The organism is Bacillus sp. FSL K6-0073 (assembly GCF_038006085.1).
GTDB lineage: Bacteria > Bacillota > Bacilli > Bacillales > Bacillaceae_G > Bacillus_A > Bacillus_A cereus.
Genome location: NZ_JBBOUN010000001.1, coordinates 5,176,136 through 5,200,174 on the forward strand (window position 1 = coordinate 5,176,136; position 24,039 = coordinate 5,200,174).

Genomic DNA, 24,039 nt, shown 5'->3' on the forward strand with positions numbered 1-24,039 from the left:
AGGAATGTATTTTCCTAAAAAAGGATGTGTTACATATGTAAAAAAGGGCAAATTTCTTCCTTGCAACCCTTTCGTTTTGTAACAATTATGCGGTTTTTTTGCTAGTATATAGCACATGTTTATAGCTTCACAAACAAAATGTTTATGTTTATATAACTATATTACCCATAAAACGGTAAAATACTCAAGGAATGTAATCGTTTAGTAAACATCATGTAACATTCCTGTAATATTTTTATTTACGTCGAAAAAAACATGTTGTATTAAATATTTTGAATATAACTAGAAACCTATGAGTCATATAGAATGAAAAACGCTTTCCTATATTTTTTGTTATATTACAGGATATTAACGACTTATTACGAATGGTTTGTAATTGTGTGTTTTCCCCAAATCCGAAAAAATCTGTTGCTATAATGAGGACACGAAAACAAACGCAATGGAGGCTATCATGAAAAAATTAATTGGTATAGCAACAGCAGCAGTTTTTGGTCTTGGGATTTTCACATCATCTGCTAATGCAGAAACTGTTGTAACAACAGACGTACTAAACGTACGCGAAAACCCTACTACGGAATCAAAAGTTGTCGGTAAATTACTAAACGGTAATAAAATAGATGTACAAAATACAGAGAACGGATGGTCAAAAGTTACTTTAAACGGTAAAGACGCATTCGTAAGTGCAGAGTTCACAAAAAGCATCTACTACGTAACAGCTAACGTATTAAACGTACGTGCTGAAGCGAACACAAACTCAGAGGTTCTTGGAAAGTTGAAGAAAGACGATGTAATCGAAACAACAAACCAAGTACAAAATGAGTGGTTACAATTTGAATATAACGGGAAAACAGCTTATGTTCATGTTCCTTTCTTAACAGGTACAGCACCTGTAATTGAGAAACAAGAAACAACTGCTCCTGCTAAAGCTGAAGCACCAGCTAAGGCTCAAACAACTGTAGCGCAAGCAAAACCAGCTGCTAAGCCTGCTGTAAAAGCTGCTGAAACTAACACACCTTCTGGTGGTCGTGAGTTAACAGTTGTAGCTACAGCATATACAGCTCACCCGAGCGAAAACGGTGGCACATATGGCGGCCGTGTATTAACTGCAATGGGTCATGATTTAACTGCGAATCCAAACATGAAAATGATCGCTGTTGACCCGAAAGTAATCCCATTAGGATCTAAAGTATGGGTAGAAGGTTACGGAGAAGCTATCGCTGGAGATACTGGTGGTGCAATTAAAGGTAACCGTATCGATATCTTACTTGGATCAGATAGCGCTGCTCAAAAATGGGGACGTAAAACTGTTAAAGTGAAAATTTTAAAATAACCAATGACTGCTAAATTACAAGCCGGTTCTCTTTATTGAGAGCTGGCTTTTATTTATTTATAATACATATAAGGAGGCTATGCCCATGAATGTACAAGCAAAAGTAGACTGGATTGGTACGCCAAAACCGTACATATATAAAGATGAAGTAACATATAACGCTACATCTATTGATTTCTCACTCGCTGGCGATGATAACCGCTATAAGTTAATTGTGCTCAAGTCTGAAAACAATACACATTACAAAATTGTGCAATATGGAGTAAAACCAGGCTCTCAAAAGCCATTTCCTATCGACATTCCATTTGAACAAAACATGTTACCAATTATAGAGCAGATATTACATGATCCATATGTACAAGAAATATTAAAGGAAACACACTCATAATTGTAAAAAAATATATCAACGATTTTTCAATTATATCTATCATAACTTACGATATATCAACGGTTCAAAACGAAATATCGATTTAGCTACAAAAAAAGAAGCTGTTCAAATATTGAACAGCTTCTCTCATATTAACGAGTTGGACCAGATACATCTTCTGATTTCAACGTATTATTTGCACCAAGAGAATGATACAACATCTTTCCATTCCCATTCACAGTTACAATATGTTCGTTATTAAAACTTTTGAACTTCACAGATCCATCACCGTAACGAATATGATACTCTTCATATGTCGTTACTTTATATTTCGTATCACTTTGACGCTCTACATTACGAACTTCCATCGCTAATAAGTCTTCTGTAATTCCTTTTTTGTGTAAATACTGTATATAATCACGGTCTTCCTTATACGATTTCCCGCTCTTATCATAATTCTTTTCAATTAAACTAAAATCATTTAATGAAATTGCACGTACGTTATCATAAATATGCTTTCTTACAAATTCGCCCACCGCTGAACTTGATGTTTCTTTCGGGAATTTTAAGTAATACGTGCTTTGGTCTCCAATTTTAACACTTTCAGATTTCATCACACCAAAATCAGTAGTTTTCTCTAAATGTACTTCTACTGTTTCATCTGTGGATACAGGACCAAGCTTATAACTTCCATAATTTAATTTTCCACGTTTTTTCCCGTTCACAAATACAGTTGCATCACTTTCATCAGAAGAAATGCTTACATACTTGCCTTCAAGCGATAAATCCACTTTCACCTTCTCGCTCTGTTCATCCGCTAAATCTACTTCTTTCTCTGTTTCTAATTCAGTAAGTTCTGTCTTCGCCGTTGCCTTTACAACATATGTACCTGGGAAGTATGGCCCCAACTCTTTCGAAGTTTTATCACTAGAAAGCTCTGTTTCTTTTTTGTCATTCACATGTATTTCTGCATTTTTTGCAGTTGTACTAATGCTCATATAATAAGATTTCATGCTTAACTTATACTTTGGATATAAGAACCACTCTTTTCCCTCTTCTACTATTTCCCCGTCTTTAAATGCAGGTTTATCTTTTGTTAACTTTTGATCTACTGTCTCTTTCTGTAAATAAGACAGTAATTGTTTGTTGTAAGAAGGATTCTCTTTTAAATAACGCATGTACGCTTTAATATCCTCTGTCTTAATCTTTAAGCTTGAATCATTCGCTTTTACAAACTCATCAATTGCATTAATATCTTTCTTTTGGAATGCTTCAATCATTACATTTACTTGCTTTTCTTTTGAAAACTTATATGCTCCAAATTTATATGCCCCAAATAATAATGCAGCAATAACAACAAAACCAATGATCAAAAATAAATTTTTCTTACTTTTCACTGGTTTTGTCTCGCTTTGTAATTCTGTATATGAAGCAGCAGTGTTATCAACGATTACTTCTACTTTACTCCCACACTCAGGACAAAAGTTCAAATGGTCTGCAACATTCTTTTTACATGTTCCACAAAACTTCAACGTGCTCTCCTCCTATTTTTTAGCTAATTTTATTCCAGCAAATGCTGCTACATATGTCACAATCAAGCTAAACAAAGTTAAATATATAAATGAATTTTGCATAGATAATACCGTTCCACTTGTTCCAAATAAACCTGTTACCGTTCCTGAAACATTAATTTGGAACTTAGAAATCATATTCATTACAATCATCATAATTGTGTAAGAACCACTGCATACCGCTAATGTAATATATATATTGGCGGTCGGTAATTTAGCTAACTTTCTTCCCGCTCTAAACATAAAGAACAATGGAATAATAAGCAGTAATAAACCATAATGGAATACATTATTCACTTTATCGAATTCTGCAAGGCTTTCCTCATTTGCTCCTTTTGAAATCAATATCTCTCTAAGCTCTACGCCATTTACAGAGACGCCTGATATAAATGAAAACGATAGTGTGCTCTCATATGTATTTGATTTCTTACCAATTCTAGTAAATTCTTTACTAAGTGCTGGACTTGATACTTCTAACGGCGCAAAATGAGCCATACTCCATAATTGAGGTGTTAACTCTAATGCTAATAATGTACTTTCAGATTTTAAAGTTGTTATTTCTTTTAATGGTTCAATACCGTCTTCCTTACTTACTAACGCCATAATACAAACCGCTACCGCTGTTACTAAAAGTCCTTTTATCATAGCTGAAACACCGTAATACACAGACGCTCCATATGGCATTAACTCTTGAAATGCTGCTGCCATATTGTTTTTGCTTGTATGAGCAATAAATCCTAATAAGGTAAATAATGTTCCACATACAAAACCACTCAATAAACTCTTAATCGCTGAATAGCCAACCGTAATCTTACCTGCTTCTGAGAATGGAATTGCAAAAGATTGTGATGCTATAAAACTTATAATGAATAAAAAGACGCCATAAATAATACCAACTGTTGCTGCCATAAAGATTTGATCTTTAATCGTTTTCGCAACATGCTGTTTCCCTAACCAAATTCCTGTACCAGCGAAAATAATAAATGGAATGATTAATAATAATGTAAATGGAGTATGCCAAGATAAAGAAAATATCAATCCACTATCATCGTTAGCTGTAAAACCAAGTAAATGGTAACTTAACATCGTAGAAGTTGCACTCGAATAAAAACTTGGCAACATTTCTAATTCCTTCGCAAATTTGCTAAACATCTCACTTAACATAGAAGCAAATAATAAACTACCAATCCAGCCAGCAATTAACATGAGAATACTTGCAACAGCCCCACCAATAAAACCTTTTTGTAAAACGGCTTTATCTGCTTTAAATTCAACTTTAGGAGCACCATCCATTGTAGGCAATTTTACAGATTGTTCTTTTTTCTTCACAACAGATAAAGAATACCCACACTTTTGACAATATAAATTTTTTTGAGCATTTTCACTGCCACAACCTTTGCAGTATTTTGCAGTATCTTTTTCTAACGTTACTGCATCTATAGCTCCTGCAATCTCCATACTACCTTCATTTGGGCAATAATTTACTTCTTCACCATGTTGTTTTCCACATGTGCGACAATACATTTAATTCACTCCCCACTTTGCTTAATTCCACAAACTGGACAGTAAGTAGAGTTTTTATCAATATGCTCATTACATGAAATACAATTTACCGTTTCACCTTCATTTTCTACTGCTAACATCGGGTTAGGTTTTCCACACGAACCACAAAACTTATCATTTATTGATAAAGGTCCACCACATTCACATGTAGCTTTTTCACCTTGTTGTTTTTGCAATTCAACAATGCGCTTTCTTGCTTGATAAATAGCTACATCAAATTCTTGAACTGGAGCAATCATTTCTTTTAAACTCGCTTCATTTACTCCACTTCCTCTTAATTGAACATACACTTGCTGCCCAACCTCTAATAGAACCTCTGCTTTTTTCTGCATTTGCACTTGCATTCCCTTTTTCAATTGAGCAATTTCTTGTGCAACTTGCAACTTCATTTTCCCTTGTTCTATTCCTTCTTGTAACTTATTCATTCCACTACCTAACTTCGTCTGTAAATCTGACAAATCATTTCTCCTCCTATACGTATATATTCATATATAAAATTAACATTTTATATATTACCATGATTTTCAAGTTATGTAATCCAAATTTCATTTTTTCTGTTTTGAGCATTTTTTGTTTATAATGGTAAAGGAAAGAAATATGTGTACGGAGGAATATTATGCTGCAACACTCAATTACGAAAGATGAAATTATGATGATTGCGAATGAGTTCGTTCAAGGACTAGATCCGCAGCAAACAGCTGATCAGGAACATGTCGCTACAGCTCGGCACCTATATCGTAGTGGTGTTGTCTACAACGTTGACTTTGATGGTTATACACTGTCAGGAACTGTAGATGCGGAAGGCAACGTATATAGCGTTCATATTCCGATTCGTAATGTCGCTGAAAGTTATTGTGATTGCTTCGCACCAACACAATGTGAGCATATGCTCGCTGTATTACTATCTGCAGCGTCTAGTTTCGGGCAAGTAGGAGATGTATTAACTTTATTTAAAAATAATACGAAACCTTCCCTTCCTCCTATTAGAACTGCAAGACAAGTATTGCAATCATCAGCTTTTGAAGAAACGGATTATAAAAGTTGGGAATCATATTTTGAAAAAGAATATGATTCATTTAAAAAAGAACAAGCTCGCCTTACTTATAAACAAATGTATTTTCTTATGAGTATCTTTACAGATTTCTATACGAAGCTTGAGCGGAAAGCTCCGCGCGTCATCGCCATACATGAATTATTCAGGTTACATGCAGCAATTTACTGCTTTCAAAAATTATTAGAAGAAATTCAGGCATTCGAAGCAAACAAAACGTATTCTTATCACCAACCTGTTAATGTCATTCGCCTATTTGTAGATAAAGTGGAATCCATCGTTCGGGACTTACAATCAGAAGCGATTCCTTCAGAGTCTGAAATAATTTTGCAAGAAACAGCTCGTCTCGTTCATGAAGTATTCTTCTCTACCGACGCTTATACGCAAGAGCGATTTTTCATTTATCGTCACATATGGAGTGAACTTTTAAACAATAAAGAGAACATAGAAGAGGAAGAAAAACGAATCGACATGAAAATCAATCCACTATCCAAAGCATTAGCGTCTTCTCATCTTCTCTTTTTAAATGATGAAGATTTACTAGCGATGGACTTACTAAAGAAACAACCTGCTTCTGTTGTGAGTCTATACTTCTATTGGTTAGAAGAACTATTAAGTGCCATGCAATGGGATCGTGCAAAAAACTGGCTTTCCTTTACGTATAAACAAGTAAAGAAAACGATCCAAGATCACGAAAATACGATTTTCATAAAAGATATCGTTCGGCTATTTGTAATCATGTATGAAACATACGCAACACATACAAATGAACAAGCTGGTTTTGAAATGATTTTACAAGAACTATTACCGTATAGTTTCACAAACTACGAACAGTACGTACTCGCGAAAAAACAGTATCGCACATGGGCAGAGCTTCATCTCTTATATGGATTTGAGGCAATTGAACTGTTGAAAGAGCCACTGAAAGATATTGAAAAAGAAGCGCCAGAAGTGGCACTTCCTCTTTACCATCTTGCTGCTGTAGAGGCGATTGAAGAACGAAATCGTAAATCATATAAACGTGCAGTTCGTTACTTAAAGAAATTACGTACATTATATAAACGATTAAAACGCACCGATGAATGGGATGCTTTCATTATTCACATCGCTAATCTCCATTCACGTCTGCGTGCACTACAAGAGGAATTACGGAAAGGAAAATTAATCGATGATCAATCAAACTGAAGTAACAATTAGGCTCCAGCATGTTAGTCAAGGTTGGTTCCTTTGGGGAGAAGATGACAGCGGTAGTCCATTATCCGTAACAAGTTGGAAACGAAATGCATTCACATGGCACTCCACTTCTTTCTACGGTACGTTTCTAAAAGAAGCAACCTTCGAAGGAAAACAAGGTGTGCTGCTAACAAATGCACAAGCCTTTGAATACATTGCAAACAAACCGATGAATTCCTTTGCACATATTCAAATAAACGGCACGATTACAGCACTTACGAAAGATGCAAATGAACTATGGGATGCCTTTACGAGTGGTAGTTTCGTACCAGATATGAATCATTGGCCTAAACAACCATCTTGGAAAGTTCAAAATACACCAATTGAAGATGACACATTAGCATCGCTTTTCTCAGCAGCAGTAAATGAAAGCATATTACAAGACAACCGCTCAAATGACGGCTGGGAAGATGCTAAAAGACTATATGAACATTATGACTTTACGAAAAGACAACTGGAAACAGCACTACATGAAGAAGATTGGCTTCGGAAAATTGGTTATATTGAAGATGATCTTCCGTTTACAATCGGACTAAGACTACAAGAACCACAAGAAGAATTTGAAATGTGGAAGCTTGAAACAATTGTGACACCAAAGCGCGGGGCGCATCGCATATATGTATATGAAAACATCGATTCCTTACCGAAAAGGTGGCACGATTACGAAGAACGGATTACAGAAACACAAGAAGGTTTTAGTAAACTCATACCGTGGTTAAAAGAAGGAGATACGTTCCGAAATGAGCTCTTTGAAACAGAAGCTTGGAACTTCTTAACAGAAGCAAGCAATGAATTACTTGCAGCCGGCATTACAATTTTACTACCATCATGGTGGCAAAATTTAAAAGCAACAAAACCGAAATTACGTGTCCAGCTGAAGCAAAATACAGCACAAACACAATCGTTCTTCGGTATGAATACGCTCGTTAATTTTGATTGGCGCATTTCGACGAACGGCATTGATTTATCAGAAAGCGAATTTTTCGAACTCGTTGAACAAAATAAACGTCTATTTAATATAAATGGCCAATGGATGCGACTAGATCCAGCCTTTATCGAAGAAGTAAGGAAACTCATGAACCGTGCCGATAAATACGGACTAGAGATGAAAGATGTCCTGCAGCAACATTTATCAAATACGGCTGAAACAGAAATTGTAGAAGATGATAGTCCGTTTACTGATATTGAAATCGAACTAGATGGATATTATGAGGAACTATTCCAAAAGCTGCTTCATATTGGAGATATTCCAAAAGTAGATGTCCCTACTTCACTAAACGCAACACTTCGTCCGTATCAACAACACGGCATTGAATGGTTGTTATATTTACGAAAGCTTGGATTTGGAGCATTGCTAGCCGACGATATGGGACTCGGGAAAAGTATTCAAACAATCTCTTACTTACTATATATAAAAGAAAACAATCTCAAAACAGGCCCTGCATTAATCGTAGCGCCGACATCTGTTCTTGGAAATTGGCAAAAAGAATTTGAGCGTTTCGCACCGAATTTACGTGTTCAATTACATTACGGAAGTAATAGAGATAAGGGGAATTCATTTGAAGATTTCCTTCAATCAGCAGATGTTGTATTAACATCTTATGCATTGGCTCAACTCGATGAGGAAGAACTAACTTCATTATGCTGGGATGCTGTTATTTTGGATGAAGCACAAAATATTAAGAACCCACATACGAAACAGTCGAAAGCAGTACGAAACTTGCAAGCAAATCACAAAATCGCTTTAACTGGTACACCGATGGAAAATCGCCTCGCTGAACTTTGGTCCATTTTCGACTTTATTAATCATGGATATCTCGGAAGCTTAGGGCAATTCCAACGCCGCTTCGTCACACCAATTGAAAAGGATCGTGATGAAGGAAAAATCCAGCAAGTTCAACGGTTTATCTCACCATTTTTACTGCGCCGAACGAAGAAAGATCAAACAGTCGCATTAAATTTACCAGATAAACAAGAACAAAAAGCTTACTGTCCTCTTACTGGTGAACAAGCTTCCTTATATGAACAACTTGTTCAAGATACACTGCAAAATGTCGAAGGATTAAGTGGAATTGAAAGACGCGGCTTTATATTACTTATGCTGAACAAGCTAAAACAAATTTGTAATCATCCAGCTCTTTATTTAAAAGAAGAAGAGCCACAAAATGTCATTGAACGCTCTATGAAAACAAAAACGTTGATGGAGCTCATAGAAAATATAAAAGATCAAAATGAAAGTTGCCTCATCTTCACTCAATATATCGGCATGGGGAACATGCTAAAACGTGTGCTAGAAGAAAAATTCGGCCAGCGTGTCCTCTTCTTAAACGGTAGTGTACCGAAAAAAGATCGCGACAAGATGATTGAGGAGTTCCAAAACGGAACGTATGACATTTTCATCTTATCCTTAAAAGCTGGCGGAACAGGATTAAACTTAACCGCTGCCAACCATGTCATTCACTACGATCGTTGGTGGAATCCAGCTGTGGAAAATCAAGCAACAGACCGCGCATATCGCATTGGTCAAAAACGATTTGTTCATGTTCACAAACTCATTACAACAGGAACATTAGAAGAAAAAATTGATGAAATGCTAGAAAGAAAACAATCTCTAAACAATGCGGTCATCACAAGCGATAGTTGGATGACTGAACTATCAACAGACGAACTAAAAGAATTACTCGGTGTATAAAGTGAAACTTGAATCAGTGGGGGTTTTGTTCATCTCCCACTGATTATCAGCCCTCACCAATCGGGCTTTTACGGGGAATTTTACTACCCGCAAAAAAAGCGCTAATCTCGAAATGAGATTAGCGCTTTTTTCTATTCCAAAACCAATTACTTATTATAATCCCCGTTAACCCGCCGCACGTATCAAGCAATGAATCTTGCCACATTGGTGTACGGTCTCCCGTATACCATTGGTGAATTTCATCAAATGTTGCATAACCCGCAACGAAAAGAAGGGCATATATAAAACATCTTTTCCTCGAATGACCTGATCGATGAAAAGCGTAATAAATCAATGAACCTAGCATAAAGAACACCATAAAATGAGCACCTTTACGAAGGAAAAACTCAATAAATCCGCCTACACCTTTATTCGCAATACTAACAGGGGTTCCTCCACCATAATCGATAGATACCCATGAAAAATGCTCTTTCACAAATTCAACATTTACATATTGTTCAATATCTGAACGCATATCCTGCTTTTTATATGGTTGTGCCGAAGAATAGAAAATCAGCCCCATCCATAGTAATACAGGAATCCAAAATAACCATTTACGATTCATTATCCAGAATTCTCCTCTCTTAATCTTTTAAGGGTACCAAAAAAAAGAAAAAATTTCACGCCAAAACATGACATTTGCATCCTATTTATAAAGTGAAAGACCAACTATGAGAAGTCAAGGAGGATTTTTTATATAAATAGGGGGTGTTTCTCTAAAAAAGGGCGTATCAAATAAACCTAAGGATTTTCAAAAAAATGAGAAGTTCATGTTTCTGTTGTGTGTGGTGGAATTTCATAAGGTTTATTGCTTTTAAGAATGGCATAGATAATGTAACACAGCTTTCTAGCTACGGCTCCTATACAAACATAGTAGTGCTTTCCTTGTTTTCGTTTCTTTTCATAAAAGGCTTTTAATACAGGGTCATGTTTATGAGCTGTAATAGCCGCCTGGAATAAGGCTCTACGCAAATGAGAAGAGCCACGTTTGGATATAGACGTACCTGAGGATTCAAATTGCCCAGATTGGGACACAGAGGCATCGATGCCTGCGTATGCGACAAGTTTAGATGGTTTGTCAAAGCGGTGTATATCCCCAATTTCACTTAGTATAGTGGCACCTAAAATCGGTCCAACGCCAGGTATTGTCATGATAGGAGTATCTAAATCAATTAAAAGTTGTGACATTTCTTCTTCACACTCTTTGATTTGATCTTCGATAAAACGAATTTGCTCCATCAACATTTTTAGTTGAAAGGAAAAAGCGTTTTTACAGAAAGTAACACCAAACGAATTAGAGGCTAATTCCATTAGTTTGTTGGCTGTTTTCTTCCCAAGTCGGTTACGACTGGTTTGCTCAATTATTTGTGTTAAATCATCAATAGATATCTGTTCATAGTCACTAGGAGAGGAATATTCAAGTAAGATTTGTGAAGAAGTTTTACCAAAAACATCCGAAAAGATGCTTTGGTACTCTGGGAAAGTCTGATCTAATACGACAAGAGCTTTTCTTTTTAAATCACTCATATTACTTACAAGCGCATTACGAAAGCGGCTCATTTGTTTTAGAGCGAACATTTTCTCGTCCACAAGTGGAGTTTCAACAAAACGGCCGAATCGAATGATATCGGCAATCATAGTGGCATCAATGGCGTCTGTTTTCCGCTTTCTAATTTCTGTTCCTTTTCGCCAGGCATTGGTTTGAATTGGATTTAATACAACGACTGAGAAGCCATGATCCAGTAGAAAAGAATAAATGGCTAACCAATAATGTCCTGTTGCCTCCATTCCAATCATTATTTCTGTAGGAGACTCAATGTATCGGTACATCCAATTTAATAGTGCTTGTCCACCTTCTTTGTGATTCTGAAAGGGAAATGGCTTAGTAATAGGTTTTCCAGTTTGATCGATAATGGACGCATAATGTTTATGTTTAGCGATATCAATACCTAAATAGAACATAGCTTACACCCCTATTTTAATCAGTGTTAGATAGTGTTGTCCTCCTCTGAACTAATAAGCGCTACTACCTCGTAAGAGATACGAAGAATGACCAATGGTCATCAACATCCAACTCATTCGTAAACTACTTATTAGACAGAGGTACCATTCTTTCAACCGAATACAAAGATTCAAGGAGGTGGTCGGCAACACTCTATCTACAAATTTAAGTATCTCATAAAAATAGATACTCTTGGGTTTATAGGTACATCCCGTCCCTAAAAAACCTAACTTAATCATACGAGGAGGTGATACACATGGCAATTGAAACAATCGTAATGGATTTAACTTTACGTCTTGTCTTAAACAACGGATTAGATAAGAACGGCAAAACAGTTTTCAAGAGCAAACAATTTAAACGTGTTAAAACAAATGCGAGCTTAGATCAAGTACACAATGTAGCTCATGCTCTAGCTTCCTTACAAGCATCACCGCTTCACGCTGTACAACTTGTAAGCACATCAGATCTTTCTAAACTATAAAGTAAAACTCGGATCAGTGGGGATTTTATTCATCCCCGCTGATTATTAGCCCGCAATTTAACCGGCAGACCCAAATCCCGTAAATAGCGTGATAAATACAAAGGAGGGAATAACACATGCAAGTACTAGAGTTGATTTTCGCGAAGGAAGATGGAAAAACAGTCGTTTTTTCTATCGATACGCCCATCACACCAATCGATGCACAAGTCGTAAATCAAGTAATGGATACAATCCTTGCCTCATCTGTATTTTCATCCATTGATGAAAATACAAGAAAAAAGGGAGCTCGCCTTGTAGAAAAAAATGTATCTGAAGTTCCCATTACTCTATAAAATGAAAAAGACGAATCTGCATCATTTTGCAGATTCGTCTTTTTTCTTCGGCATTTCAATCGGAATAAAAATCTTTGAAAAACCGACGCATACGTACTTATAATGTTCTTCCCCTATATCAAACTCAGTCGTATATGTTGAGAAGAATATATAATCATTTCGCTTCGTATAATGATCAATTAATAACCCAACTTGTGGCTCAACATACTTTTTGGCTAACTTTTTACCGGCCGATGCCAAGTCGCCAAGAAGACCCTCTTCATTCTCTTTTTGAACTTCATCTAGCTTCTTACTCACATCATTACGCTTCATAAACTGCTTCGCTGCCCATTCTGTATATTCTCCCTTACTCGGATTACTGTTTGCTAAATATACTAGGAGAACGACAACTAAAGCCATAATAATATACTTTTTCTTCATACTATATCACCGCCTACTCTTTTCTATTTTCATATATATGTACAAGCGATGCAAATTAGAAAGACTATCACCTATTGATTGTAAACGAATAGACAAAATTTACAATATGAAATAGAATATTAACAGTAAATTTACTTAATTTATATATAATTATATTCAGAATGAAAATTATAAGGGAGGCTATAGAATTATGGATAATGAAAACAACATTTTTATTTCTAGTTCTACAATGATGCTTGAACCATGTAAACACCCTTATTACCGTACAAAAATTATCGACAGTAGCGGAAACCATCTTTACTCCTGTCAAACTGCTCTCCAACTTATACAGAAATCTTGTCTAACAAATATTCATTCTACTTATCAAGGGAGACGTAATGCTGTAAAAACAAAATTTAAATTCAAACAAAACGTTCCAATTCCGATCAATCATAGAGAATATATTTGTGCTTTCCCAACAGAATCTCCTGCTTCTCCAAATTGTATTTGGCTTTTCTTCAAACATGTTCATACAATAGAGTTTTTCAAAAAAGCTAAACGAGCTAAAATTCATTTTTCAAACGGAGCTACCGTAACGATACAAATTAGTTCCCATAAGCTAAGTCAGCAATTATGGAAAGCTGGATATGTATTATCCCAAATGAACATGCAAGATTCATCACCTTAATAACAAATAGAATGGAAGGTAGTATTTCATCACCTTCCATTCTATTTGCTATTTTTATCCTTTTACACTATCGCGCATTTTCTCGAGTGCTTGCCGATACATCCATCTTACTTGATAATATGTCATTTCCGTCTCTAAAGCGATTTCTCCCATCGTCTTCCCTACAAAAAAACGTTCAAAAATAATATACTTCTCCTTCTCGTCTAACACACTCATAAAATCCTTCACTCTTATTTCAACATCTTCAAAATGAAAGATTTCCTCATACTCACCTACACATACACATCTTTCTTGCAAAGTAGATTCTTTCTTCAATCTTTCTAATATATAACCACGCACCGTTACAAGTGCATATGCAGGGAAATACCCCTTCTTTGCATCAAATCTTTCATACGCATGCCAAAGACCAATTAAACCACATTGATAATACTCTTCATAATCTTGACGAATACCTAATTTCTTTATTTGATTTACAATCATCCCTTCATACAAAACAACTGCCTCTTTAAAAGTGGCTGGCTTCACACAGTACCCGTTTCTAAAAGGTATACCTTTCTAGTATTCCGCGGTACCTTCACAATATAAAAATAAAGAAAAGATTTCACTGTGAGTAATTTCAAATACTACCGACGGAATTTGAAATTACACTAGATAGTATTTGAAATTTTGTTCGTGGTATTTGAAATAGGGGTAAAAATAAAAAAGGTGACTCTCTTAAGAGTCACCTTTTTCTAAAAGAATAAATTATGCGTCAAATTTTGGAGCTAGACCACTTAAACTACTAAATCCAACTGAAAGAATAAAGAAAATAACAATTAAAATCGTTGCTTGTTTTTTACTTAATCCAGCCGTAATATGTAATCCTAATCCCATTACAACTAATGCCCAAATATTGAAAACTTCGAATGATGAAGCAGCACCATGAGCAACTGTACCTGGCTCAAATAAAGTTGCTAAACTTGTATAAGAAGTTTCAATATCTCCACCAAGAATCATTCTAATAATAAAGTTCACAATTGCACCTAAAATTGAAATCGTATATGTGTAGACATAAATAGATAATAATTTCATGTATGAAGTATCATTACTCATAAACATCATAATCACTTTATAAATAGCTGCCGCAATGAAGAACCAAATCGCAGTACCAAATAGCCCACCAACAATACCTGCTCCTATTCCGAAGTAACCAACAACTTTAGCTGCTTCGGCATCAGGCACCTCACCCATTACACCAGGATGATTTACTACTTGATACATGCTAATCCCTGCAATTACAGCTGTTAATATAATGAAAAGGAAAAATGCCCCCCATACTGGACTTTTCGTCTTCATTCTCTCAAATTGCTCACCTGGAGAAGTAATCATTCCTAATAATGATGGCTTCTTCGCACCTACATCTTGCGTATTAATATTTGCTTCCATTATAACGCCTCCTTCTATTTATATAACCCGTTCTAACGGGCGGTTCACTTCCTCATGCAAGAGGCTACGAACCGCCCACTAGAACGGTAATGTGTAGTTCTACTACACTATTAATTACTCATAACGCAATGCTTCAATTGGATCTAATTTCGCAGCTTTATTTGCTGGAATTAATCCGAAAATAATACCGAGTGTCATCGAGAACAGTACGCCTCCAACGACAACTTCCCACGAAACGAGCGGTGGCCATTTTGCGAATGTAGAAACGATATATGCTCCGCCATACCCAAGACCAATTCCGATTAAACCACCTAAAAGTGTTAACATAACAGCTTCAATTAAAAACTGTAATAAAATTTTACTACGCGTTGCTCCAAGCGCTTTACGTATCCCAATTTCGCGCGTACGCTCCGTTACAGATACGAGCATGATATTCATAACACCAATACCACCAACGACTAATGAAATACCAGCGATACCACCGATAATCATCGTCATGATGCTAGTTACTTTAGAAACATTTTCTTGGAGTTCTTTTAAATTCACCAGTTCATATTTACCTGGGATTTCACTTGGCTTACGACTATTTAATACATCAACAGCTCGTTTCCCTGCTGCTTCTAAATTGTCTACATTTTTAGCTTGAATTGCGATATTTTGAATATCATCTGTCCCATATAAAACAGGCCATAACGTAAGAGGAATTAACGCTTCTTCCATTTCAAATCCCATAAATTCATTATCTGATGTATACACACCAATAATTTGCATTGGCTGTCCCTTCATCTCAATAATTTGTCCAACTGGGTTTACGTCCTTAAATAACGTTTCCTCTGTTTTTGTGCTAATCATCACAACGTTATTCGCGTGAGAAATATCTGATTCATTTAAGGAGCGGCCCTTTACAACCTTTACTTTATTAACCGCAAAATATTCATTATCAAGTCCAATAACATTCAGCCTTGCTTTTTTATCATTTACATCAAGTGTCTCTGTTGTCGAATTTGTTGTAATAACGTGTGAAACATCTTTCACTTGTTTTACTTCCAAAATATCCTCTTCCGTTAACTTCGGTATTTCAAATCCACCTATAGCAAATTCATCATTAATATCTGCTTTAAATTGAATTGGCATAAGGTTATTACCACCAGAACCTGCGAATTTTGATTTCAACATCGCTTCCCCGCCTTGCCCAATTGCAACGACAGTAATAATCGAACCTACCCCGATAATAATACCGAGCATCGTAAGAGCTGAACGCAGTTTATGAGCTAAAATAGAAGACAGGGCAATTTTTATACTATCTAGTAAACTCATACCGCACACCTTCTATCTTCTGTAACTTTCCCGTCTCGCAGTACAATGCGGCGAGAAGAATACGCTGCTACTTCCTCTTCATGCGTAACCATAACAATCGTCGTACCTTCTGCATTAAGCTTCGTGAAAATATTCATAACTTGCTCACCAGACTTCGTATCAAGTGCACCAGTCGGTTCATCGGCCATAATAAACGTTGGATTATTCGCAATCGCTCTTGCAATCGCTACACGCTGCTTCTGTCCACCTGATAACTCATTTGGTAAATGATGCACGCGATCTGCCAATCCAACTTTACCTAACGCCTCCAAAGCACGCTTGCGACGCTCCGCTTTCTTCACGCCACCATATACGAGCGGAAGCTCAACATTTTCCACCGCTGAAAGACGAGGTAGTAAATTAAAATGCTGGAATACAAAGCCAATATATTCATTACGAATTAAAGCAAGCTTTGACTCGTCTGCTGTTAAGATATTCACGTCATTCAGCATATATTCGCCTTCTGTTGGACGATCTAAACAACCGATAATATTCATAAGCGTCGACTTACCAGAGCCAGACGGTCCCATAATCGAAACGAACTCACCGCTCTGAATCGTTAAACTAATACCGTGCAAAATCGGCACTGCCAATTTTCCTTGATAATACGTTTTAGCAATATTATTTAACGTAATCATTTCTCTTTCACTTCCATTCCGTCATACACATCGTCGGAAGGATTTTTAACCACCTTTTGCCCCACTGTTACGCCTTCTACAACCTCTGTCCAGTCTCCATCAGTAGAACCTTTTTTCACATTTTGTTTACGAAGCTTACCTTTATCCTCAACATAAACAAATGCATCATCGCCTTTTGCTACAATGCTCTTACTTGGGACAGCAATCATCTTCTTATTCTCTAAGTTTACTTGCAGAGAAACGTGGTAACCTGGAGATAAACCATCTTGGCTATCAAGGCTAGCTTTATATGTATATTGGGACATATTTTGAGTTGCTTCACCCATACCGCCAGCTTGCGCCATCTCTGCACTTGTTGGGAACTCACTTACCTCTGTAATCTTACCTGTCCACTTCTTCTTATTATTTGCTTTTGCCGTTACAGTGAATGTTTGATCTTTTTGAATTTGTGACTTCTGAAGCTCAGTTAACGTACCTTGAACTTGGAATGGATCTTTAGAAGCTACTTGTAAAAACGCTTTTCCTTGACCACCTAACGCTTGAGATGAACTTTGTGCCGCATCTTTATCTAACTTTTGAACAACACCAGCGAAATTACTATAAATCGTAAGCTCTTTCTGCTTTTTACTTAACTCTTCTTTCTGCAACTTTCCTTTTTCTTTCTCAAGATCAGTTGTCTTTTGAGCTATCTCTAACTCGTTTACTTGCTCTTCCATCGGATCTGTTACTTCTTTCCCAGCTCCGCTATCTTTCGCCTTCTTAATTTCTTTCTTCAACGAATCAATCTTCTTTTTCCCTTGATCATAACGCATATCCGCCATCTTCTGATCAAGCTCAGCTTGCTTCATTTGAAGATTAATTTCTTCATTATCGTAAGAGAATAACTTCGTACCTTTCTCTACCTCTTGCCCTTCTTTTACCTCAATATCTTTCACTTTCCCTTTGGCCGGATCTGCATAGAAGCTTTCAATATTACCAGGCTTCACCTGACCAGAAATTAACTTCGTATTATTCAGCTTACGCTCTGTCACTTTCTCAAAACTTACAGCATCAGCATTTGTTGATGCACCCTTCTTCTTACCTTGCATAACAAAAATATTAATTGCCGCTACAATAACAATTAGTGCAATAACCCCAATAATAATCCATTTCTTCTTCTTGTTTGGAGTACGAACCGTATTTGGTAACATATTCTCTCTCCCTTTTATAACTTAATAGTTTAATATAAAAATTGTATAAAACTTTCTGAAAATAGATTGCATATTATTACATTATTTTTACAAAGTTTTACACATCCATTTATATTGTAACAAAAATTCCAATGATTAGAAATATGACATTATATCTTTTAAGATAGATTTAAGGAAAGATTATATTATATAGAAAAAGCCATCCAAAATAATAATTGGATAGCTTTTTCAAACAAAATATTACGCTACTTTAGGATCTTTTCTCTCATGTCCACGTTGAACAATAAATAAGAAGATTGTTGATAAAACCGCACCTGTTAATAGTAAGATGAAACAACCATCCCAGCCAGAACTATCAACAATAACACCAATTGCTGCGTTAGCTACAAGACTTCCGCCTACATAACCGAATAGACCACACATACCAACTGTCGTACCTACTGCAAATTTCGGTACTAATTCCATCGCACTTAAACCGATTAAGAACTGTGGTACATAGATTAAACAACCGATAATAGAAACTGCAATACTTACAACAAGTACGCTAGTTGCTTGCCAATATATAAACGTACCAATAACAACTCCAACCATACTAATAATACATAATGGCATACGTTTTCCTTTAAATAATTTATCACTTAAAAAGCCAACGATTAATGAACTTGGAATTGCCATACCTTCAAAGATTGCATATGCCGCATGCGCTTCTGCTTTTGAAAATCCTTTAACTGTCGTTAAATAAAGTGGAACCCAGTTAATAACACCGAAACGAATTAAATAAACAAAAGCATTCGCAATACATAAGAACCATACAAATTTATTTTTCACTACATACTTCATTAAAATTTCTTTTGGTGACATCTTGTTAGCATTATCTGCTTTTTCAAGATTTTCATAGTCATTACGATACTCATCAATTGGAGGAAGACCTTCAGATTCTGGTGTATCCTTCGCATTGATCCAAACAAGTACTGCAATTACCATTGCGATAATCGCAGGGAAAATAAATACGCCACCTTGCCAATGATTTTCACCGAAAATACCTACACCAATTCCGACAAGTGGTGGCACAAGCATTCCACCAACGTTATGTGAAATATTCCAAAGACCTGTTTTCGTACCACGTTCTTTCTTCGAGAACCATTTCGTCATAACAATACTACAAGGTGGTGCTCCCATACCTTGTACAATACCGTTAACAACGAGTAATGTAACAATCATCCCAAAGGATGATGCAAAACCGAAACAAATATTTACAAGCCCTGATAAGAATAAACCGACTGCGATAAAGCGCTGGGCGAAAGCTTTATCTGATAAATTACCCATAAAGAACTTACTAAATCCATAAACAATTGCCATTACTGAACCTAGTAGACCAATTTCAGCTGTACTAAAACCATATTCTTGTACTAAATACGTACTTGATAACGTAAAGTTACTACGAACTAAATAATAAGCAGCATATCCAACTGAAATCCCGATTAACACACGAATACGTAGTAATCGATATACACGGTCGATCATATCCGCTGGCAATCTTTCAATTGCAGGTGCTGGCTTGAGCCATTTAAACATATATTTCCGTCTCCTTTTCTCACTTCAGAGAGAGACGCTGTCTATTCCATATCTCGATTATTCCGCTATTTGATATATTTTGGTTCGTCCTTCTAACCGGCTGTCCTTCTATTTCTTTCTCATTCTTCGCAAACATCGTTGGTACGCCAAACGACACTTTTTCTAAAATATGCCCCGCTTCTTCTGATAAACAATAATCAATAAATAAATCCGCAATAATACCACTCGGTGCACGTTTTAGTTTAGAAATCGCATTAACGGATAACCCTGTTTGCTCAGGTTCGTTACTTAAAATCGGAAAGCCTTGTTTTTGAAGCATTCTCTGATCTCCCATAAAGTTGATGCCTATCATATATTCACCGCTCGCAACAAGTTCTGCTGGGATGTAACCATTCACTGTTACTTCTCCAACTTGTTCTGCCAGATTCTTCACATATTCCTTCGCTTCCTCTTCACCTAACGTATCAATAAGTGATTGGAAAAACGTATATGCTGTACCTGAAACATTTGGATCGGGCATGACAATCTTCCCCTTATATACTGGATTCAATAAATCTTTCCATCTTAACGGATACGAGAGACCGAGCGGCGCTATTTCCTCGTTCCACCGCTCTTTATTAATCGCAATTGCCAGCTTCTCCACTTCATAACCATACCAATAACCATCTTTATCTTTAACAGTTTTTGAAATACGATTTGCATGTTGGCTTATCACAGGAATAGAAAGATTTTTTTGCTTCATCATTTGATGCGCATCTACTGTACCGCCAATAATAATATCCGCCTTCGGATTTCCAGCTTCTTCTTCCACTCTACGAAGAAGTTCTTCTGTTGAAAGACGAATAAATTCATACGTACATCCTCGCGGCTTACAAAATGATGAAAGTAACGCTTCACCAACTTCCTCACGAGCCGCCACATACGCAACAATATGACGATCATCCAAAATAGGGAGACCATTTTTACTATATTTAATAGAGGTTGTATCTCGAGAGCAACTAGACATCGCTCCTCCAATTACTAGCAAAAAGAAGAAAAAGGCTATCTTTCTCATGACGCATTCTCCTTTACGAATAACTCTGCTAGAGAGCCTTTCATATACATGACATTCCCGTTATTATCACCGAGATATTGCACAACAAAGTACGATGGATACACAGAAATCGTAAGAATATCTTCACGATCATTCTTTACACGCTTACCTGTTTTATAAGCTGTAATATAAGCAATCGGTTCATTCTGCGATTGTAATAACTTCTGAATTTCTCCGTAATCTGTAATTTGCTTTGCGTATCGAATAGAATCAAGTATGTGCGTAAGATTGATAGTACGTACCACATCGCCTTGACGTACTACGACATCCTTTGCTGAAGCAAAGAAATCACTAATACGCTCTGGCGTGTAATACAGGCTTAATAAATACGTTTGAAGTGCTGAAATCATCGGATCCATGCCATTCTTTCCGTATACATTTTCCCCATACTGGAACAAGTCACCTACTGCAAAAGTACGCTTATGTCCATTCAAGTACGTTACTTCTCCAGTAAATACTTGTTCTTGGCTCTTAACGTCCCCTGGCTCTATTCGAATTCGGTCAAAGAATGAAACAATCGTATGCAAACGAACTTCATCCGTTACAACGATTTCTCCCCACTTTTCATGTCTTACTTTCACTTCAATTGGAAGAGATTCATTCACCCTTTGTAAAACGGCTTGTTTATCATTTACAATGTTGATTCGATTATAGATTTGCTTCTCCATAACATAAAACAAAACAAGAGAAACAATCATACAAATGACAAACATAAGAATTTGAAATGATAGCCTTTTCATTTCTGCCTACCTCCAAGATAAAAAAACGTTGTTTCGAAAATACCGCATAATTGTTTCATAAATGTATCATTTAACCGCTTTCAAGTTTTTTATGTCTTCCATCCTTCTCGGAAGCAAAAATGTAATGAATATTGTAGTACCTATTTCTTCACTACTCTCAATCCGCATGCTTCCGCCCTGCTTATTCATAATCTCCTGACAAATATACAAACCATAACCATTCCCGTAACTAGAAGGAAGTGCCTTTCCTTTCGGAGACTCATTCCACTCTGCAAGCACCACTTCATCTATACCGATCCCATCATCATGAACAAAAACCTTCGCCTCATGCTCATTTACAATTACATTCATACGAATGTGCGAAGCATCACTATACTTAATTGCATTATCAAGCACATTTAAGAAAATTTGCTTCGTCTTATCAAAATCCGCAACAACATGTACATCCGTTAACTCATTTATCACTTCAATTTCAAACTGATTTAGACGAGGTTTCACAATTGAAACTGCTTCTTCTGCCAATTCCTTTATATTCACAACTGTAGGTGACACTTTAAACGTACTCTTCCCATATTTCGAGGACTTAAGCAGTTCCTCTACAAGTGATAATAAACGCTCACTTTCCACCGCCACATAACGAAGACTTTCCTGTACATCTTCTTTCGATTGTAACTTTGGAATTAAATCAACATAACCAATAATCGCCGTTAGCGGTGTTTTTAGCTCATGCGTAATGCGGTCTAGGAAATCTTTCTGCTTCTCTTTCTCCTCCTGCAATTGCTTAATATGCAGCTCAATTCCATCGGCCATCGCATTAAAAGATGCTGAAAGCTGAGCGATTTCCACGTACTCATTTAACTCAATCTTACTCTTATAATCACCATTCGCGAGCCTCTGTGCCATTTGTCTCAACTGATCAATCGGTTTATGAAGAGACTTCGCCAAACGAATCGCAAAGAAAATACCGGTAGCTACTAGGCAAAGAGACGTCATTAAGAACGTCCAGCTCACATTTGTTAAAACTTCCTTCTCACCCGTTAACTCATTTATAAAACGAATACTTCCAATGACATCGTTTCCATAATAAACCGGGCTTGAAAACAAAAGAATGGGAGCGGGATCCGCCTCCTCAAAAACATAAGACTTCTTCCCCTTCAAAGAACTCTCAATGTCGATGTTACGGTGAAGCAATGCTCCTTTTTGTGTATCTGCAACAACATCGCCATTCTTCCCGATCATCTGCACACGGACATCCATACGCTTCGCTAAATACGACGCAATTAAAAGTGAATTCGGACCAAGCGTATCCACTTCTGCTTCCTTCTCTAAATAATTCATCGTATAAATTTGTGCTTCTACACTTAACTTTTCTAAAGAATCTGCTGCGTTATGATACATATTCTTTTCTAACGTAATATAAACAACTGCATATAAAAGAACAAAAATCGGAATTAACAGCCCAACTATTCCAAACACCATATTTCGCTTTAAAGACATACCATCACCACTTAACAATCCAGTTTATAGCCAACGCCATAAATTGTCTTAATATATTCTCCGCTCGTCCCAAGCTTCTTGCGAAGTCTCTGCACCATAATATCAACTGCTCTCGTATTTCCGATATACTCAAATCCCCATACTTTCTCAAGCAACTCATCCCTCATAAACACACGCTGCGGATTTGAAACAAACAACTGACATAAATTAAACTCTCGGTACGTTAACTGAATCTCTTGTCCACTCACATGTACCTTTCTTTCCTTAGGACAAATCACGATCTCTCCAGCCTCAATTACTTCATGACTTACAGCCGCCTCCGTCTTCTTTACACGCCGCGCCATATTCTTAACCCGAAGAATAAGCTCCGCATAATTAAACGGCTTCGTCACATAATCATCAGCACCAAGCTGCAAGCCAAGCAACTTATCATTCATCTGACTCTTTGCCGTTAACATAAGCACCGGAATATCCCTATCCCTCTCACGGAACAAACGAAGCAACTCATACCCATCCGTATCCGGAAGCATAACATCCAAAATTAATACATCCGGCCCTTCATTCCATCGCTCTAAAGCTTCTCTCCCATCAGCCGCTGCCAACACTTCATAACCTTCCATCTCCAACTGCATCCGAATCAAATTACGAATACTCGATTCATCATCAACCACAAGTATTTTCATCATTCTCCTCCTTCCATCATGTATTATAGTACAGTTTAGTATAGCAAAAATCGTACAAAAAAAGAGAGGGGATTGTCGAACATATTTTGTCGAC

General features: G+C 36.7%; 23 protein-coding genes. 7 read left to right on the top strand and 16 right to left on the bottom strand.

What is annotated here, in order from left to right:
* The first annotated feature begins 451 nt into the window (after positions 1–451).
* Positions 452–1,330, top strand: a complete 879-nt coding sequence (locus tag MHB52_RS26860; RefSeq protein ID WP_000733353.1) for a cell wall-binding protein EntA — start codon at positions 452–454, stop codon at positions 1,328–1,330.
* 85 nt (positions 1,331–1,415) lie between these two features.
* Positions 1,416–1,718: a DUF3910 family protein gene (locus MHB52_RS26865; protein WP_001102542.1), complete on the top strand. Its 303-nt coding sequence runs from the start codon at positions 1,416–1,418 to the stop codon at positions 1,716–1,718.
* Positions 1,719–1,849: 131 nt separating this feature from the next.
* Here the strand turns inward: MHB52_RS26865 and MHB52_RS26870 are convergent, their stop codons facing one another.
* From MHB52_RS26870 to MHB52_RS26880, 3 genes are read right to left on the bottom strand one after another with little or no spacing between them, the layout of a single operon-like run.
* Positions 1,850–3,229 carry a zinc ribbon domain-containing protein gene (locus MHB52_RS26870; protein ID WP_061664418.1) on the bottom strand — a complete coding sequence of 460 codons (1,380 nt, stop codon included), beginning with the start codon at positions 3,227–3,229 and terminating at the stop codon, positions 1,850–1,852.
* 12 nt (positions 3,230–3,241) lie between these two features.
* Entirely contained in the window at positions 3,242–4,792 is a 1,551-nt protein-coding gene (locus tag MHB52_RS26875) for a zinc ribbon domain-containing protein (protein ID WP_061664419.1), read from the bottom strand.
* Between the two features lie 5 nt (positions 4,793–4,797).
* The gene (locus MHB52_RS26880; protein WP_001281753.1) at positions 4,798–5,289 is read right to left on the bottom strand and encodes a zinc ribbon domain-containing protein; all 492 of its coding nucleotides are present in this window, start codon (positions 5,287–5,289) and stop codon (positions 4,798–4,800) included.
* Between the two features lie 158 nt (positions 5,290–5,447).
* On the opposite strand from MHB52_RS26880, the gene MHB52_RS26885 reads away from it, so the two are divergent.
* The gene (locus tag MHB52_RS26885) at positions 5,448–7,067 is read left to right on the top strand and encodes an SWIM zinc finger family protein (protein WP_016118914.1); all 1,620 of its coding nucleotides are present in this window, start codon (positions 5,448–5,450) and stop codon (positions 7,065–7,067) included.
* Positions 7,051–9,807, top strand: a complete 2,757-nt coding sequence (locus MHB52_RS26890; protein ID WP_061664420.1) for a DEAD/DEAH box helicase — start codon at positions 7,051–7,053, stop codon at positions 9,805–9,807. The genes MHB52_RS26885 and MHB52_RS26890 overlap by 17 nt, the downstream gene beginning before the upstream one ends.
* Positions 9,808–9,925: 118 nt before the next feature.
* Here MHB52_RS26890 and MHB52_RS26895 read toward each other — a convergent pair whose 3' ends face one another.
* Together MHB52_RS26895 and MHB52_RS26900 are read right to left on the bottom strand one after the other, a co-directional pair.
* The gene (locus tag MHB52_RS26895; protein WP_001080707.1) at positions 9,926–10,411 is read right to left on the bottom strand and encodes a VanZ family protein; all 486 of its coding nucleotides are present in this window, start codon (positions 10,409–10,411) and stop codon (positions 9,926–9,928) included.
* A gap of 203 nt (positions 10,412–10,614) precedes the next feature.
* Positions 10,615–11,808: an IS110-like element ISBth13 family transposase gene (locus MHB52_RS26900; protein ID WP_061663050.1), complete on the bottom strand. Its 1,194-nt coding sequence runs from the start codon at positions 11,806–11,808 to the stop codon at positions 10,615–10,617.
* 296 nt (positions 11,809–12,104) lie between these two features.
* Here MHB52_RS26900 and MHB52_RS26905 point away from each other — a divergent pair, with 296 nt between their 5' ends.
* Both MHB52_RS26905 and MHB52_RS26910 read left to right on the top strand, forming a co-directional pair.
* Positions 12,105–12,329, top strand: coding sequence for a DUF1659 domain-containing protein (locus MHB52_RS26905; protein ID WP_000963861.1), 225 nt, complete (start codon positions 12,105–12,107; stop codon positions 12,327–12,329).
* Between the two features lie 116 nt (positions 12,330–12,445).
* Positions 12,446–12,661, top strand: a complete 216-nt coding sequence (locus MHB52_RS26910; protein WP_001197593.1) for a DUF2922 domain-containing protein — start codon at positions 12,446–12,448, stop codon at positions 12,659–12,661.
* A gap of 21 nt (positions 12,662–12,682) precedes the next feature.
* On the opposite strand, the gene MHB52_RS26915 is transcribed toward MHB52_RS26910, so the two are convergent.
* Positions 12,683–13,081, bottom strand: coding sequence for a DUF4359 domain-containing protein (locus MHB52_RS26915; protein WP_000731405.1), 399 nt, complete (start codon positions 13,079–13,081; stop codon positions 12,683–12,685).
* 190 nt (positions 13,082–13,271) lie between these two features.
* On the opposite strand from MHB52_RS26915, the gene MHB52_RS26920 reads away from it, so the two are divergent.
* Positions 13,272–13,748: a competence protein ComK gene (locus MHB52_RS26920; RefSeq protein WP_000368313.1), complete on the top strand. Its 477-nt coding sequence runs from the start codon at positions 13,272–13,274 to the stop codon at positions 13,746–13,748.
* Between the two features lie 54 nt (positions 13,749–13,802).
* Here the strand turns inward: MHB52_RS26920 and MHB52_RS26925 are convergent, their stop codons facing one another.
* The 10 genes from MHB52_RS26925 to MHB52_RS26970 all read right to left on the bottom strand — a co-directional run bounded on the left by MHB52_RS26925 (position 13,803) and on the right by MHB52_RS26970 (position 23,945).
* Positions 13,803–14,273, bottom strand: coding sequence for a sigma-70 family RNA polymerase sigma factor (locus MHB52_RS26925; RefSeq protein ID WP_033694298.1), 471 nt, complete (start codon positions 14,271–14,273; stop codon positions 13,803–13,805).
* Positions 14,274–14,492: 219 nt separating this feature from the next.
* On the bottom strand, positions 14,493–15,173 hold the full coding sequence (locus MHB52_RS26930; RefSeq protein ID WP_016118916.1) for a Yip1 family protein: 681 nt from the start codon (positions 15,171–15,173) through the stop codon (positions 14,493–14,495).
* A 114-nt stretch (positions 15,174–15,287) separates the two neighbouring features.
* On the bottom strand, positions 15,288–16,490 hold the full coding sequence (locus tag MHB52_RS26935; protein WP_000054354.1) for an ABC transporter permease: 1,203 nt from the start codon (positions 16,488–16,490) through the stop codon (positions 15,288–15,290).
* Complete coding sequence (locus MHB52_RS26940) at positions 16,487–17,167, bottom strand: ABC transporter ATP-binding protein (RefSeq protein WP_000631626.1); 681 nt, start codon at positions 17,165–17,167, stop codon at positions 16,487–16,489. The genes MHB52_RS26935 and MHB52_RS26940 overlap by 4 nt, the downstream gene beginning before the upstream one ends.
* Complete coding sequence (locus tag MHB52_RS26945; protein ID WP_016118917.1) at positions 17,164–18,357, bottom strand: efflux RND transporter periplasmic adaptor subunit; 1,194 nt, start codon at positions 18,355–18,357, stop codon at positions 17,164–17,166. Before MHB52_RS26945 ends, MHB52_RS26940 begins: the two co-directional genes overlap by 4 nt.
* A 240-nt stretch (positions 18,358–18,597) precedes the next feature.
* Positions 18,598–19,932 carry an MFS transporter gene (locus MHB52_RS26950; RefSeq protein WP_000477602.1) on the bottom strand — a complete coding sequence of 445 codons (1,335 nt, stop codon included), beginning with the start codon at positions 19,930–19,932 and terminating at the stop codon, positions 18,598–18,600.
* A gap of 19 nt (positions 19,933–19,951) precedes the next feature.
* A complete protein-coding gene (locus MHB52_RS26955) occupies positions 19,952–20,986 on the bottom strand; it encodes an ABC transporter substrate-binding protein (RefSeq protein WP_001225641.1) in 1,035 nt (344 codons plus the stop codon).
* Positions 20,983–21,765: a DUF3919 family protein gene (locus MHB52_RS26960; RefSeq protein ID WP_000826624.1), complete on the bottom strand. Its 783-nt coding sequence runs from the start codon at positions 21,763–21,765 to the stop codon at positions 20,983–20,985. The genes MHB52_RS26955 and MHB52_RS26960 overlap by 4 nt, the downstream gene beginning before the upstream one ends.
* Positions 21,766–21,831: 66 nt before the next feature.
* A complete protein-coding gene (locus tag MHB52_RS26965) occupies positions 21,832–23,262 on the bottom strand; it encodes a HAMP domain-containing sensor histidine kinase (protein ID WP_061663009.1) in 1,431 nt (476 codons plus the stop codon).
* A gap of 11 nt (positions 23,263–23,273) precedes the next feature.
* Positions 23,274–23,945, bottom strand: coding sequence for a response regulator transcription factor (locus tag MHB52_RS26970; RefSeq protein ID WP_000699553.1), 672 nt, complete (start codon positions 23,943–23,945; stop codon positions 23,274–23,276).
* Between the last annotated feature and the right edge of the window lie 94 nt (positions 23,946–24,039).